At 26.5% G+C, this 14,975-nt stretch carries 15 protein-coding genes; 13 read left to right on the top strand and 2 right to left on the bottom strand.

Annotated features, from left to right (window positions below):
- Window positions 1-52: 52 nt before the first annotated feature.
- Window positions 53-3,475, bottom strand: coding sequence for a DNA polymerase III subunit alpha (locus PHZ07_03285; GenBank protein MDD3284590.1), 3,423 nt, complete (start codon window positions 3,473-3,475; stop codon window positions 53-55).
- Between the two features lie 103 nt (window positions 3,476-3,578).
- Window positions 3,579-3,905 carry a hypothetical protein gene (locus PHZ07_03280; GenBank protein MDD3284589.1) on the bottom strand — a complete coding sequence of 109 codons (327 nt, stop codon included), beginning with the start codon at window positions 3,903-3,905 and terminating at the stop codon, window positions 3,579-3,581.
- 83 nt (window positions 3,906-3,988) lie between these two features.
- On the opposite strand from PHZ07_03280, the gene PHZ07_03275 reads away from it, so the two are divergent.
- The 13 genes from PHZ07_03275 (at window position 3,989) to tpiA (ending at window position 14,944) form a co-directional block, all read left to right on the top strand.
- The gene (locus PHZ07_03275) at window positions 3,989-4,822 is read left to right on the top strand and encodes a hypothetical protein (GenBank protein MDD3284588.1); all 834 of its coding nucleotides are present in this window, start codon (window positions 3,989-3,991) and stop codon (window positions 4,820-4,822) included.
- A complete protein-coding gene (gene rodA / locus PHZ07_03270) occupies window positions 4,819-5,925 on the top strand; it encodes a rod shape-determining protein RodA (GenBank protein ID MDD3284587.1) in 1,107 nt (368 codons plus the stop codon). Before PHZ07_03275 ends, rodA begins: the two co-directional genes overlap by 4 nt.
- 159 nt (window positions 5,926-6,084) lie before the next feature.
- On the top strand, window positions 6,085-6,555 hold the full coding sequence (locus PHZ07_03265) for a hypothetical protein (protein ID MDD3284586.1): 471 nt from the start codon (window positions 6,085-6,087) through the stop codon (window positions 6,553-6,555).
- Window positions 6,556-6,705: 150 nt separating this feature from the next.
- A complete protein-coding gene (gene asnS / locus PHZ07_03260; protein ID MDD3284585.1) occupies window positions 6,706-8,004 on the top strand; it encodes an asparagine--tRNA ligase in 1,299 nt (432 codons plus the stop codon).
- Between the two features lie 103 nt (window positions 8,005-8,107).
- The gene (gene aspS / locus PHZ07_03255) at window positions 8,108-9,535 is read left to right on the top strand and encodes an aspartate--tRNA ligase (GenBank protein MDD3284584.1); all 1,428 of its coding nucleotides are present in this window, start codon (window positions 8,108-8,110) and stop codon (window positions 9,533-9,535) included.
- Window positions 9,536-9,562: 27 nt separating this feature from the next.
- Window positions 9,563-9,868: a hypothetical protein gene (locus tag PHZ07_03250; protein ID MDD3284583.1), complete on the top strand. Its 306-nt coding sequence runs from the start codon at window positions 9,563-9,565 to the stop codon at window positions 9,866-9,868.
- 67 nt (window positions 9,869-9,935) lie between these two features.
- A complete protein-coding gene (locus PHZ07_03245) occupies window positions 9,936-10,568 on the top strand; it encodes a YbaK/EbsC family protein (GenBank protein ID MDD3284582.1) in 633 nt (210 codons plus the stop codon).
- The gene (locus PHZ07_03240) at window positions 10,568-11,269 is read left to right on the top strand and encodes a segregation/condensation protein A (protein ID MDD3284581.1); all 702 of its coding nucleotides are present in this window, start codon (window positions 10,568-10,570) and stop codon (window positions 11,267-11,269) included. Before PHZ07_03245 ends, PHZ07_03240 begins: the two co-directional genes overlap by 1 nt.
- Before the next feature lie 64 nt (window positions 11,270-11,333).
- On the top strand, window positions 11,334-11,885 hold the full coding sequence (gene scpB / locus PHZ07_03235; protein ID MDD3284580.1) for an SMC-Scp complex subunit ScpB: 552 nt from the start codon (window positions 11,334-11,336) through the stop codon (window positions 11,883-11,885).
- Window positions 11,878-12,744 carry a patatin-like phospholipase family protein gene (locus PHZ07_03230; GenBank protein MDD3284579.1) on the top strand — a complete coding sequence of 289 codons (867 nt, stop codon included), beginning with the start codon at window positions 11,878-11,880 and terminating at the stop codon, window positions 12,742-12,744. Before scpB ends, PHZ07_03230 begins: the two co-directional genes overlap by 8 nt.
- Before the next feature lie 2 nt (window positions 12,745-12,746).
- Window positions 12,747-13,670: a serine hydrolase gene (locus tag PHZ07_03225; protein ID MDD3284578.1), complete on the top strand. Its 924-nt coding sequence runs from the start codon at window positions 12,747-12,749 to the stop codon at window positions 13,668-13,670.
- Window positions 13,661-14,149 carry a small multi-drug export protein gene (locus PHZ07_03220; GenBank protein ID MDD3284577.1) on the top strand — a complete coding sequence of 163 codons (489 nt, stop codon included), beginning with the start codon at window positions 13,661-13,663 and terminating at the stop codon, window positions 14,147-14,149. The genes PHZ07_03225 and PHZ07_03220 overlap by 10 nt, the downstream gene beginning before the upstream one ends.
- A 15-nt stretch (window positions 14,150-14,164) precedes the next feature.
- Complete coding sequence (gene tpiA, locus PHZ07_03215) at window positions 14,165-14,944, top strand: triose-phosphate isomerase (protein MDD3284576.1); 780 nt, start codon at window positions 14,165-14,167, stop codon at window positions 14,942-14,944.
- The last annotated feature ends 31 nt before the right edge of the window (window positions 14,945-14,975 follow it).

Here is a 14,975-nt window from a genome sequence, read left to right as displayed (position 1 = left end):
ATTTATTTTATATAACTATATTATAATACAAATAACTACTTTATAAAAGATTTTACTCATATAAAATCCTATTTATTATATTCATCAGTGTTTGTGAATTTGCAATCTTGAACTCTGTTTTAACTTCTTTGTAGTTGCCATTATTTCTAATACTAAAATATACTTGGGACATACCTTTATTATCTCTAAAAAGTTGTTTTAATTCTGCTATTTGTTCCTCTCTTAATTTATCATCTATTTTGATAACAACTGGACTATGTTGTGCATTTATAGAACCATTTTCCAAAAAATCATCTATAGCCCAAATATTTTCTGCTAATATTTTTGCTTTATCATCTTTATAACTCAATCTACCTTCTATAATAATCATAGCATCTTGTTGAATTAAACTTTGAAATTGTATTAATACTTTTGGAAAAACTACTATTTCTATACTTGATGTATTATCTTCCAAATCAACAAAAAACATTGTTTTATTCTTTTTCGTCACAATTTTCTGAATTGTATTTACGACACCACCTATTTTTACCAATTCTTCAGATTTTAAATCTTTTAATTCTTCAATAAGAATAATTTTATCTTTTAATTTGGCACAAACAGATTTAAACGGATGTCCTGTAATATAGAGACCCAGCATTTCTTTTTCCCATGATAATTTTTCTCTATTATCAACAGATGGATAAGGAGTAAGTTTTATAGAAAAATCTTCCTTGGAACTAATACCAGAAAATATATTAGATTGATTACTTTCATTTTCTCTTCTTCTTACTCTATTAAATTCCAAAAGTTTGTCTAAATTTTTCAAAAGAACATTGGCATCTCCAAAATCATTTAAAGTTCCCGCTTTTATCAAACTCTCAAGGGATTTTTTATTTAGATCTCTATTTTGAATTCTAGATAAAAAATCTTCAATATTTTTAAATTCTCCATTTGATTTTCTTTCTTTAATAATTGTTTTTACTATATTTTCTCCCAAATTTTTTATAGCATTCAAACCAAATCTAATTTTTTTATGACCTTGTCTAAGCTCATCCCTTAAAACAGTAAACGTAGAGTAGCTTTTATTTATATCAGGAGCTAAAACTTTTATGCCCATTTCTTCTGTTTCTTTTATTTTAAAAGCCAATTTTTCAGTATCATTTTGATCTGCTGTTAAAAGCGCTGCCATAAATTCGGTAGGATAATTTGCCTTGAAATATGCAGTCTGAAATGCAATAAGAGCATAACAAGTAGCATGAGCTTTGTTGAAACCATATGAAGCAAATGGTTCTATAGAATTCCATATTTTTTTTGCCACATTTGAAGATATTCCATTTTCTGTCATACCCAATATAAGTTTGTCCTTTTGTTCGTCTAATAATTCTTTTATTTTTTTACCTACTGCTTTTCGTAGAACATCCGCTTCAGCATAAGAAAAACCAGCTAATTTTTTTGCAATTTCCATGACCTGTTCTTGATAAACAGCTATACCATAAGTTTCTTCAAGTATTGGTTTTAATCTAGAATCATCATAAATTATTTTTCTATTGCCATGTTTTCCATCAATAAAATCTGGAATAAATTGCATAGGCCCAGGTCTATACAAAGAAACCATAGCGATAATATCTTCAAATTTATTTGGTTTTAATTGTTTTAGATATTTTTTCATACCAGAAGATTCAAGTTGGAATACTCCAGTTGTTTGTCCTGTTTGAAATAGTGAAAAGGTCTTTTTATCTTCTAAATTTATATCTTCTAATTTTATTTTTTTGCCATGTATTTTTCTAATAATATCAATAACATCTTCCAAAATTGTAAGATTCTTAAGACCTAAAAAATCCATTTTCAAAAGTCCAAGATCTTCTATTGGATGAAGTGAGTACTGAGATATTACAGTTTGATCACTTGATGAAGCGTATTGAAGTGGCACTGTTTTATCAAGTTCATCTTTACTTATAAGCACTCCACAAGCATGCATAGAATGATGTCTTGCTACGCCTTCCAATTTTTTTGCAAAATCCATTACAGTCTTTGCATCTTTGTCATTTTTATAAGCATCTTTTAATTCTGGACTCATAACCATAGCTTCTTCTAATGTAGAAAACATAGGTATCATTTTTGCAAGCTTATCACAAAAAGTATAATTAAAATTCAAAACTCTACCAACATCTCTTATTGCAGCACGGGCCGCCATAGTTCCAAAAGTAATTATTTGAGAAACATGAGTTGAACCATATCTTTGTTCAACATATTTTATAATTTCAGCTCTTTTTACATCAGCAAAATCAATATCAACATCGGGCATAGAAACTCTTTCTGGATTTAAAAATCTTTCAAAAATCAAATTATATTTCAATGGGTCAATATCTGTTATATTCATGAGATAAGAAACAAGAGATCCTGCTGCACTACCACGACCTGGACCAACAACAATTTCATGTTCTTTTGCCCAATTAACAAAATCAGCTACTATTAAAAAATAAGATGCATAACCAGTTTTATTTATAACATCCAATTCATAATTTAATCTTTCTATTATTATATCCAAATTTTTTGGATTATTTCCAAATCTTGTTTCAATACCTTTTTTACATAATTTTTCTAAATGACTATCGGCAGTTTCATTTTCTGGTAAATCAAAGTGGGGTAATTTTATTGTTCCAAGCTCTATTTCAACATTACACATGTCAGCAATCTTTTGTGTATTTTCTATAGCACTTGGAGTACTCGAAAAATTTTCCATCATTTTTTCTGGAGAAATAAAAGACAAATCAAAATCCGTCATATTCATTCTATCTTTATCATCTATTTTTTTCTTACTTTGCATACACATAAGTATGTCCTGAACAGAAGAGTCAGAAATATTTATATAATGAGTATCATTTGTAGCCAGTAAAGGAACATTATATTTTTTTGATAATTTTATAAGCTCATTATTTACTTTTAGTTGATCTGGCTCATTTGGGTGATATTGCATTTCCAAATAAAAATTATCCTCACCAAACAAATCCTTATATTTTTTTGTCAATTGTTCAGCTCCAACAGTATCACCAGATAAAATAGCTTTTGGTATTTGACCATTCAAGCATGCCGTAGCACATATTAACCCTTCGTGATATTTTTCCAAAAGTTCCCAATCTATTCTTGGCTTATAATAAAAACCCTCCAAATGAGCTATTGAAGTAAGTTTTAATAAGTTGCTGTATCCTTGATTATTCTTTGCGAGAAGTATTAAATGATAAGGTTTTGTATCTATTCCTGGTTTTCTATCATTTCTACTTCTTCTTGCAAGATAAAATTCTACACCTATTATTGGTTTTATTCCTTGTTTTAAACATTCTTGATAAAATTCTATTACCCCATACATAACACCATGATCTGTAATAGCAAGAGCTGACATACCATGATTTTTTGCAGCCAAAACAAGATCTTTTATTTTTGGCAAACCATCTAAAAGACTATAATGACTATGATTGTGTAAATGTATAAAACTCATATCGTTTAAAATATTACAAAAATGTTACAATCCATTCTACTGAATGGGAACAAAAAAATGAGAAACAACCTCACTTTTTTGATTATCAAAAAACAAAAACAAACTATTTTTTCGATTTTTTTTCAGAAAAAATACTAGAAGAAGATTTTGTTTTTGTTTTATTTTTTATTTTTTTACTTATAATTTCAACTCCTTTTTCAATAAGCATTCCAATCAATTTAAAATTACTTGCTGAACCATTAATCTTATCTCTAACTGTTTCAACAAGCTCATTAAAAGATGAAAGTGTTGTATGAAAAAAATTTATAGAATCGTGTACTTTTTTTATTGTAGAAATCATATAATAAATAAACCAACATACAAAGACCGTAAACCATAAAATACAAAATGCTATAACTAAATTTAAAATATCTTTTGAACTTTCTATCATATTTTTATTTTTATTTTTTAAATATCTAACAAATTTATTGTACCACATTTCACATTTTTTTTAAAAAAATGTAAAATAAAGATATGATAATACAAATACAAGATCAAACTCCAGAAAAAGATATAGAAAGAAGCCTTTGGTACATAAGAAACAAAGCAAAAATAAAAAAATTAATAATGCTATTAATAATAATTATTTCCATTATATTTTTTTCCATATCCATTTATCAATTTATTAAAATAAAAAAAGAAAATATTAATATACAAGAGGGATTAAAAAATTCTATAAACTTTATATCTTGGAAACAAAAAAACCAAATTCAAAGTTTAATAATAGGAAACAAAGATATTATAAAATCAGGAAGTGAATATTATGATGTAGTGATAAGTGTAAAAAATCCAAATCCAAAAATCGCAGTAACAAATCTAAAATATAGATTTATATACAATGATAAAGATTATAGCGAAACAAAAGAGGTATTTATATTACCAAATGAAACAAAAAAATTAATAGACTTCAATATAAAAACAAGTATAATAAGAAAAGTTGACATAGAAATAGTTTCAATAACATGGAAAAAATTTCTAGATTATGAATTAGAACAATTACCACAAAATATTTTTGAAATAAGTAATGAAAATCTTATAATCAATGATGCTGAAAAATCAAGGAGTATAGCAGAATTTTCAGTAACAAATAAATCAACATATTCATGGCTTGAATCCAAATTTTATGTATTTTTGTATTTAGGTACAAAGATAGTAGCTGTAAATCAAATAAATACACAAAATTTTTATTCTGGAGAAGAAAAAAAGTTACAAACAAGTTGGTTTTACAAATTACCATCATACATAAAGCTAAAAATAGAATCAGAAACAAATATATTAGATAAAAATAACTATATTAAACCTAGATGAAGATATCTGTAAGAAATTTCACGAGAATAGACATCTTACTGCTAGTTGCAGTTTTTTTACTGTTAACTATAGGATTGCTTAGTATATATAGTATAGCCCTAAGCAATGTAGATACAAAAATGATATTTTTCAATAGACAGTTAATATTTGCATTAAGTGGAATAATAATATTAACAATAGTATCTTTTACTGATTATAGATTTCTCAAATCTTATTATAAATTATTTATTATTATTACATTCATTCTTCTTGGATTTGTGCTTTTAACAGGACGAGTAATAAGAGGAGCTAGTGCATGGTTACAAATTTTTGGATTTCAATTTCAACCAGTAGAACTTGGAAAAATAGCATTAATAATATTTTTAGCCACTTACCTATCCAGACATGCAAAAGAATGTATATATAGCTGGAAACCAATTATAGTTTCTGCTTTTGTAAGTTTTTCTATGATGGCGTTTGTAGCAGCTCAACCAGATATGGGATCTGCTTTAATACTTTTTGCAATTTGGCTAGTAATGATTTTATTTACAAAAATAGATAAGAAAAAAGTAATAACTATCTTTTTGTTAATAGCCGTACTTTTACTTGCTGGATGGTTTGGTTTTTTGAAAGATTATCACAGAAACAGAATACTTACTTTTCTTGATCCAGAAAAAGATCCACTAGGAACTGGATACAACCTTACACAATCAATAACAGCTGTTGGATCTGGAAAAATAACTGGTCGTGGATTTGGACTAGGAAGTCAGAGTCAGTTAAATTTTTTACCAGAGCAGAGGACAGATTTTATATTTGCAGTAATATCAGAAGAGTTTGGTTTTATAGGTTCAATATTAACAATATCTCTTATAATAATTATTTTAATTAGAATAGTTTTTATAACAAAAAGTACAAATGATAACTTTGCTATATTTATGGCAATAGGATTTTTTGCTATGTTTTTTAGTCAATCTTTTTTAAATATAGCTATGAATATAGGAATAGCCCCTGTTATAGGATTACCACTTCCTTTTGTAAGTTATGGTGGCAGTTCTATATGGACAAGTCTTTTGGCAATAGGAATATTAGAAAGTATAACATTGCATAGGGTAGAGTATTTTTAAAAACTGTAATATAAATCATAAAATAAAATTCAACAAAATGTTGAATTTTTTTATAAAAAATACTTGATTTTTTTTCTATAATATGTGATAATGCTATTTCACAAAAAATAAAAAGGGAATGTCATCCTTCGCCAAGGCTTCGGACGACATGGAGGAATAATGAATAAAGACATTTTAACAACTCTTGTAGTAGGCATCAAACTTATAACTGATAAAGACCACAAAAAGACTATGAGTAAAAACATAACTCATCATCTTGCAAAAATACCTAATAAAGAAGTTGAGAATTTTATTGAAGGATTAAATAATGAAAATGACAAGGGGATAATAATAGCCAATTGGCACACAGATTTTCTCTATATTTTTAACTACTGTTCTCAAAATAGTCTTTATAATGGTTTGAGAGAAAATCTAATTCATAGAAAAAATGAGATTTCCAAAAATCATCTGAACTTCTACAAGGCTATGAGAAAAACATTGGATGTAGAAATTTGGAGAGTTGTAATACTATCTAATGTAGTTAACACTACGGTACTGAAAAGAGCTGTCACACAACAAATGGACAGCAAAATAACACAGCTGTTCAAAAAAAGAAAAAAGTATCATAAAAACAACAATAAAGCCCGCTGATTAGATTCAGCGGGCTCTGTTTTTTATCATTGCCAAGCACTCAAATTGATACTATAATTAAGATAAATACAATAAAATACAAATAAATTAAAAAAGGATGATTCTTCATTACTTTTTGTTATTATACTATTTATAAATAAACTATTTATTATGCAAATATTATTAGGAGATATATCAAAATTTTTAGACAAAGAAGTTAATATAAAATGTTGGGTTTATAATTTTAGATCTTCTGGACAAATTTATTTTTTGCAACTTCGTGATGGAAGTGGATTTATTCAAGCTATTGTATCAAAAAATAATGTAAATCCTGATGTCTGGAATAATTGCGAAAAAATTACACAAGAAACTTCTGTAAAATTATCTGGAATAGTCACAAAACATCCAAAAAAAGAAGAATATGAAATTCAAGTAAAAGATTTGAAAATTTTACAAATTGCACCTGAGTATCCAATTTCAAACAAGGATCACGGTCCAGATTTTCTTTTTGATAATCGTGATTTGTATCTTAGAAGCAAAACTCCTTGGGCAATACTTCGAATTAGAGATTCTGTTTTTAGATCAATTACAAATTACTTTGCAGAAAATAACTTTATAAGATTTGATACTCCTATACTTCAACCAACAAGTTGTGAGGATACAACAGAACTTTTTGGTCTCAAATATTATGATGAGAAAAAAATGTATCTTACTCAATCAGGACAGCTTTATCTTGAAGCAGGAATTATGAGTTTTGGAAGAGCTTATGATTTTGGTCCTGTTTTTCGTGCTGAAAAAAGTAAAACTAGAAATCATTTAAGCGAATTTTGGATGATGGATGCTGAAATGGCATTTTGCAGTGGACAAGAGAGTGAAGATATTCAAGAAGCTCTTGTAAAGAGAATTTTAAAAGATACACTGGATAATTGTAAACAAGAGTTAGAAATTTTGGAAAGAGATACGAGTATTATGAAAGATATTATAGAAAAACCATTTTTGCGAATAAAACATTATGATATCAAAAAAATGTTTGAAGATCGCGGAATGAAAGTTGACTATGATGACGACCTTACAACAGAAGAAGAAACAGAAATTGGTAATATTTATAAAGTTCCTGTTTTTGTGGAAGATTATCCATTTGCAGTAAAAGCATTTTATATGAAAAAATACAAAGATGAAAGAGGAATGATGCGAGCTGTAAATGCTGATTTGATAGCACCTGAAGAAGCCCGTGAAGTAATTGGCGGAAGTCAACGTGAAGAGGACTATGAAAAATTATTGGAAGAATTAAATATAAGAAAATACAAAGTAGAGGATTACGAGTGGTATTTGAATATTAGAAAATATGGTTCTGTTCCTCATTCTGGTTTTGGAGTTGGACTTGAGCGAATGGTTAGATGGATTACAGGAGTTCATCATATAAGAGAGACAATTGCATTTCCTAGAACATTAAATCGTTTTAAACCTTAAAAAGTAATTTAGAATTTCTAATTTTGAATTTTGATTAAATTTCAAAATTAATTAATTCAATAATTTATTCTTAATTTTAAATTCATCATTTTAAATTAAACTTATGAAAACTTACATTAACGAAACAATAAAAATAGAACCGGGACAAAGCGTTGTTGTAGCTGGTTGGATTCATAGACTTCGCAAAATGGGAAAACTTGTTTTCTTTGATCTTCGAGACTCAACAGGAATTTTACAAGTAGTTTGTGTTCCAAGTGAAATGACAGATGGAGAAATTTTAAAAGATTTGGGATGTGAAACGGTTGTTGAAATTAAAGGTATTATTCAAAAAAGAGGGGAAAAACAAATTAATTCTGAAATTCTTACTGGTGAAATAGAATTACTCGCAAAAGATTTGAAAATTGTAAGCAAATCAGAAGTTCCGCCATTTGAAATAGAAAATGAGGACCGTCAAGCAAATGAAGAATTAAGATTAAAATATCGCTATTTGGATTTGCGTCATGAAAGAATGATAAAAAATTTAAAAAGTAGATATGAAGTTATTCATTTTTTGAGAAATTATTTGCATAATAAAAATTTTACAGAAATACAAACTCCAATTCTTACAAAATCAACCCCAGAAGGAGCAAGAGATTATATAGTTCCATCACGACTTCATAAAGGAAAATTTTTTGCACTTCCTCAGGCACCCCAACAATACAAACAATTACTTATGATTGCCGGAATGGAACGTTATTTTCAAATAGCTCCTTGTTTCAGAGATGAAGATGCAAGAAGTGATAGATCTCCAGGAGAATTTTATCAAGTTGATATTGAAACATCATTTTTTTCTCAGGATGATATTTTGAATTTGATAGAAAATATGATTAGTGAAATGGTAGAAAAATTATTTCCTGAAAAAACTATAACACAAAAACCTTGGCCAAGAATTGATCACAGTGAAGCGGTAGAAAAATATGGTAGCGATAAACCAGACCTAAGAAAGGACAAAAACAATGCAAATGAATTAGCATTTACTTGGATTGTAAATTTTCCACTATTTGTAGAGCAATCTGATGAGGATAAATTTGTTGGAGCTGGTGACAAATGGGCACCATCTCACAATATGTTTACTGCGCCTCAAGAGTCTGATATTGAATTATTGGACATAGATCCAGGAAAAGTAAAATCTTATCAAAATGATTTAGCATTAAATGGATTTGAGCTTGGTGGAGGAGCAATAAGAATTCATGATATGAAAATTCAAGAAAAAGTTTGGGATTTAATTGGCTTCACAGATAAACAAAAAAGTGAATTCAAACATTATTTTGAAGCATTCAAATATGGCGTACCTACCCATGGCGGAATTGCACTTGGAGTAGAACGTCTCATGATGATTTTGATGGGAGAAAAAACCCTAAAAGAAGTAATAGCATTTCCACTTACTTCAGATGGACGAGACCCAATGATGGATAGTCCATCAGAAATTACAAAAAGTCAGTTTGATGAATTGGGATTAGAAATAAATGAAAAATTGAAAAATAAAAAATAATATATTTATATTAGTATTACAATTCGTATGGAAAAATTATCTAGCTTACAAAAGTATATATTAAAAATATCTTTTAATTGCAAAGATAGATATATAAATAAAAATATATTTTTCAAATTTTATGAAAACAAAAAAAATATCCCAAAAGATATAGAAAATATAATTATAAAAAGTTTGAATAGATTGATAGATAGAGACCTCATAATTGCATATTGTAAAAAAACAAAAGAAAAAATATTTATAGAAAAAGTAATACTTACAAATCATGGAAAAAAATTAGCAAAACAATTATTAGGAATTCAAGAGCATTTACCAATTAAATACAAAAAATAGCCGTTAGCAATAAGCCGTCAGCATTCAAAAGCTGATAGCCGATAGCTAACAGCTGAAAGCTAATAATATGGATAAAAAAATTATAAATCATATTCAAAAAACAAACTTGAAGCATGAAATAGTCCCACATAAAAAAGTTTATACATCTTATGATGCTTCACAAACATTAAAAGTTCATCCAAAACAAATTGTAAAATCACTAATTGTAAAAGTAAAAAATAATTTTGCACTTGTTCTTTTGTCAGCTGACAAAAATATTGATTTCAAAAAATTAGCAAAACAATTTGGCGCTAAAGAAATTGATATAAAAATTCCAAAAGAAAAAGTTTTGATGGAAAAATTAGGAATAAAACCAGGAACAGCTCATGTTTTTGGTGATATTTACAAAATTCCAGTTGTTGTGGAATATGAATTATCAAAATTAAAAGATGCAATATTTTCATCAGGAAGTTTGACAGAAAGTTTGAAAATAAAAGTAAGTGATTTTGTAAAACATCAAGAAGCTAGTGTAGCTAAATTTGGAATTACAAAAAAATTTAAAAAAATTAAAAAAATACTTGTCCGCCGAAACTTAAGTGGAGGTGGAAAAAAGGTTATAAAACCTAAGAAAAATGCAAAAAAACCAATTAAAAAAATCAAGAAGAAAGTTACTCAAAAAAAGAAAATAGTTAAAAAAATTACAAAGAAAGTAAAAAAATAATGCTAGAATATAAGCTTGAAAAATTTGAAGGTCCTTTAGAATTACTTCTAAAACTTATAGATGAAAATGAGCTTGATATAAGTCAAGTATCTCTTTCGCAAGTTACGGATCAATATATAAACTATATAGATAATTCCGAAAATCTTGGAATTGATGAAATAGCAGATTTTTTGGTAATTGCAGCAAAACTTATTTATATAAAATCCAGACTCATATTACCAGAGATAATAAATAGTACTGATGAAGATGATAGCAAAGACCTGGAAAAAATTCTAAAAATATACAAACAATACTATGACGCAAAACAGATTTTACAAAAAATTATTAGAAAAAAATATTTTACATATTCTAGAGAAACAAAACTTGTAAAAATAAAACAAGGATTTATAGCACCAAACAATATAAATAAAGAAATTTTAGAAAAAAAATTCAATTTATTAATAAGTAACTTAAAACCTATAAGTATATTGCCAAAAAGGTTAATTGAAAAGACAATAAATATAAAAGAAAAGATAGATCATATTAGAAATCTTATAAATTCCAAAAATAATATATCTTTTTCTGAATTTATAAAAGACAGAAAAAATAAAACCGAAGTAATAGTATCTTTTCTTGCAATGTTAGAACTTATAAGACAACGTGATATAATGGTAAATCAAGAATACATGTTTGAAGAAATAACAATTTCCGCTGTCCGGTAGGTAGGAATCAGCCTCCAGTTAAAAATTAAATAAATAATCCTGCTTAGCGGGAAAAATAAAAAATATGGATGAATATATAAAATATATAGAAAGTATATTATTAATATCTGACAAGCCAATATCCACAAAATATTTATCAGAAAAATTAGAAATTAACACAAAAGATACAAAAGAATTAATCGAAAAAATCAAAGAAAAATTCAATACAAAAGAAAGTGGCATACATTTAATTGAATCATGGGGAAAAATACAATTTACAACAAACCCAGAATGTGAAAATATTATAAAAGATATTATAAAAGAAGAGTTAAACAGCAATCTCACAGACGCATCACTTGAAACACTTACAATAATAGCTTATAGATCTCCTATAACAAAATCTGAAATAGAACAAATAAGAGGCATAAATTGTAGTTTAATTTTAAAAAATTTACTTATAAAAGGTCTTATAGAATGTAAATTTGATAAAGAAAAAATGTCTGATATTTATAATACAACAGTTGACTTTTTAAAATATTTAGGGATAAATAACATAGAAGAACTTCCAAACTATGAAAATTTGAACAAAAATCAAATAATTCAAGATATTATAAATCAACAAAATCAAGATGAGTAATGATAAAACCGCAATAGTAACTCTAGGTGGAGCATATAAAGCGACATATTACACTGGTGTACTACGCGCTTTACATGAACTTGGAATAAATAACTTTGATATGTATCTTGGTGCATCATCTGGAGCTCCGGCGCTTGCATATTTTATGGCAGGACAACAAGAAGACATGGAACATATATGGACAAATTATATTCCAAGTAAAAAATTATATAATATAAATAATATTTTCAACAATAAACCTATATTAAATTTAGATTATTTAGTGAATGAAATATTTGAAAAGATAATACCACTCAATTTAGAAAAAATAAAAAACATAGAAAATAAACTCATAATTCCTGTTTTGAATTATAAAAATGGAGATGTTGAATACATGTCAGACAAAGAAGAAGATTTTTTTACCATACTAAAAGCTACTATGTCTATTCCATGGATAAATGGAAAATACTATAAAATAAATGATAATATATATATAGACGCTGGAATTGGCGGAAGACCACCTATAAAAAAAATATTAGACGAAGGTTATACAAAAATATTATTATTAACCCCTGATATAAAAAAATCATTAGTTTGGCGAAGAAGATTCTTTGAATATATGTTTTTCTTATTAAGTTCAAATATTTCAAAAAATATAATTCAAAAATTAAAAAATGAAAACAATCTAAACGAAAAAGTTTTAGATTATCATATTAAAAATCCTGGATATACAAAAATAGTAGTAATATCACCATCACAAAATACTATAGGAAGATTTGAAAATAATAAAAATAAAATTCAAAAAAGCATTGATCTTGGATATAGAGATGTTATGAATAATGAATTATTAAAAAAAGATTTAGAAATATTTAGAAAATAAAAATGAACTTATTTTATATAATCGCAAATATACTTCCTATAATAAATATTATTGCATTACCTGTAAATAATAGTTTTTATTTCCAAACAAAAAATATACAAGACAAAACATTTTTTGAAATAATAAAACAAGAAAATCAATCAAATTACCCAATAAAAAAAGCAAATGATTCATTGGGTGTAAAAATTTCCGCAAAGTCAGCACTAGTACAAGATGTAAAATCAAAAAAAATACTTTGGTCCAAAAATAAAGATGAAATTAGATCTATAGCAAGCATTACAAAATTAATGACTGGATTAGTACTTGTAGAAATAAAAGATTTTGACTGGGAAAAAGAAGTAATAATCAATGACAATGATAATATAGGTGATTTTAATAAATTAAAAATATCCGTAGGTGATACAATAAAATTAAGAGATCTTTTTAATGCATCTATAATAACATCTTCAAACAATGGTATAGAAACATTAATAAAAAATAGTGGTATAAAAAAAGAAAAATTTATTGAAATGATGAATAGTAAGACAAAAGAAATTGGAATGAAAAATACAAGCTTCAAAGAACCTACAGGACTAGATCCTGAAAATGTATCGACAGCATCAGATTTGACAATACTTCTAGAAAAAACATTTTCATATCCAATTATAAAAGAATCAACGTCCAAAAAAAATTACACTTTCAAAGTATCAAATTCTAGAGAGATTACCGTTTCAAATACAAATGAACTTATAGGAAATTATCTAAATATATATGCTGGAAAAACTGGATACACAGAAAAAGCTGGTTTTTGCTTAGTATCTGAAGTAGGATATGAAAACAAAGGCCCAATAAGAACAATAGTTTTAGGCAGTGAATCTCATTATGAAAGATTTGGTGATTTAAAAACATTATCCACTTGGATATTTAATAATTATATATGGAATTAATACAAAAAATTTTGGAATCAAAAGAACTGCTTACAATAATATATGCAGCATTACCTATAACAGAATTAAGAGGTTCAATACCGATAGCTATTGGCATGTGGAATATCAAGCCAATCATTGCTCTAATACTCAGTATTATTGGCAATACAATTCCTATATTTATACTAATTTTAGGATTAAACAAAATAGTAGAAATATCTAGTAGATATTCAAAATTTTGGACAAATTTTATAAACTCAATATTCAAAAGAACAAGAAAAAAAACATACGAAAAATTTCAAAAATACGGATTATTTGCTTTATTTTTATTTGTTGCTATACCACTACCACTTACAGGTGCGTGGACAGGATCTATAGCCGCTTGGTTGTTCGGAATAAATATAAAAAAAGCTTTTTGGCCAATATTTATAGGTATAATAGTGTCTGGTATAATAGTTACTCTAATTACAATAGGAGCATTATCTATGCTTAAAATATAAATAAAATAAAAATATATGAAATACATATTTGCAAATTTAAAAATGCAACTTGATTATAATGAAACTTTGAACTTGTTAAAAAAATTAAAGAATGACAAAAAAATTAAAGAATTAAAAAATATACAATTAGTAGTATGTTGTGATTATATTAGTATTCCAGATGCTTCAAAAATTATAAAAAATAGTAATCTAAAATTATCTAGTCAAAATATCTTTTGGGAAGAATTCGGTGCATACACTGGTGAAATTCTTACAAAAAATTTAAAAAAGTTTAATACTGAATTTTCAATGATAGGGCACAGTGAAAGAAGAATAAACTTATCAGAGTCAGACGAAATGATAAATAAAAAAATACAAAATGCACTTAGGAATGAAATAATTCCAATATTATGTGTTGGTGAAAATTTAAAACAAAGAAAAAAAAATGAACAACAACAAATAATAAAAAAACAAATAATATCCGCTCTCAAATCTATAGATCTAAAAAAAGTAAAAAAAATATTCATAGCGTATGAACCTATTTGGGCTATAAGTTCAAACAATGGAATAAATATAGATCCAAAAGAAGCTGACAAAATGAACAACTTGATAAAAGAAATAATAATAAAAGAAAAAAATATAAAAGAACAAATATTTAACAAAAAAATTACATTAATCTATGGTGGAAGTGTAAACGACAAAAATATAAAAGAATTAATTACAAAAAAAAATATTAATGGAGTATTGGTAGGTAGCTATAGCACAAAATCCAAAAATATAATAAAATTGATTGATATAATAAATAAATCGATCTAAGACCAGCTCAGCTGGTTAGGCTCGAAAATAA

The sequence above is a fragment of the Patescibacteria group bacterium genome (assembly GCA_028692545.1).
GTDB lineage: Bacteria > Patescibacteriota > Patescibacteriia > UBA1558 > S5-K13 > STD2-204.
This window is presented reverse-complemented; position numbering and strand designations above follow the sequence as displayed.

Excerpts from the sequence above, each read along its gene's own strand:
- PHZ07_03280 (MDD3284589.1), bottom strand. The coding sequence starts at position 3,905 with ATGATAGAAAGTTCAAAAGATATTTTAAATTTAGTTATAGCATTTTGT.
- rodA (MDD3284587.1), top strand. The coding sequence starts at position 4,819 with ATGAAGATATCTGTAAGAAATTTCACGAGAATAGACATCTTACTGCTA.
- PHZ07_03240 (MDD3284581.1), top strand. The coding sequence starts at position 10,568 with ATGCTAGAATATAAGCTTGAAAAATTTGAAGGTCCTTTAGAATTACTT.
- PHZ07_03230 (MDD3284579.1), top strand. The coding sequence starts at position 11,878 with ATGAGTAATGATAAAACCGCAATAGTAACTCTAGGTGGAGCATATAAA.
- aspS (MDD3284584.1), top strand. The coding sequence starts at position 8,108 with ATGAAAACTTACATTAACGAAACAATAAAAATAGAACCGGGACAAAGC.
- scpB (MDD3284580.1), top strand. The coding sequence starts at position 11,334 with ATGGATGAATATATAAAATATATAGAAAGTATATTATTAATATCTGAC.
- PHZ07_03220 (MDD3284577.1), top strand. The coding sequence starts at position 13,661 with ATGGAATTAATACAAAAAATTTTGGAATCAAAAGAACTGCTTACAATA.
- PHZ07_03225 (MDD3284578.1), top strand. The coding sequence starts at position 12,747 with ATGAACTTATTTTATATAATCGCAAATATACTTCCTATAATAAATATT.
- PHZ07_03275 (MDD3284588.1), top strand. The coding sequence starts at position 3,989 with ATGATAATACAAATACAAGATCAAACTCCAGAAAAAGATATAGAAAGA.
- asnS (MDD3284585.1), top strand. The coding sequence starts at position 6,706 with ATGCAAATATTATTAGGAGATATATCAAAATTTTTAGACAAAGAAGTT.
- PHZ07_03250 (MDD3284583.1), top strand. The coding sequence starts at position 9,563 with ATGGAAAAATTATCTAGCTTACAAAAGTATATATTAAAAATATCTTTT.
- PHZ07_03285 (MDD3284590.1), bottom strand. The coding sequence starts at position 3,475 with ATGAGTTTTATACATTTACACAATCATAGTCATTATAGTCTTTTAGAT.
- tpiA (MDD3284576.1), top strand. The coding sequence starts at position 14,165 with ATGAAATACATATTTGCAAATTTAAAAATGCAACTTGATTATAATGAA.
- PHZ07_03265 (MDD3284586.1), top strand. The coding sequence starts at position 6,085 with ATGAATAAAGACATTTTAACAACTCTTGTAGTAGGCATCAAACTTATA.
- PHZ07_03245 (MDD3284582.1), top strand. The coding sequence starts at position 9,936 with ATGGATAAAAAAATTATAAATCATATTCAAAAAACAAACTTGAAGCAT.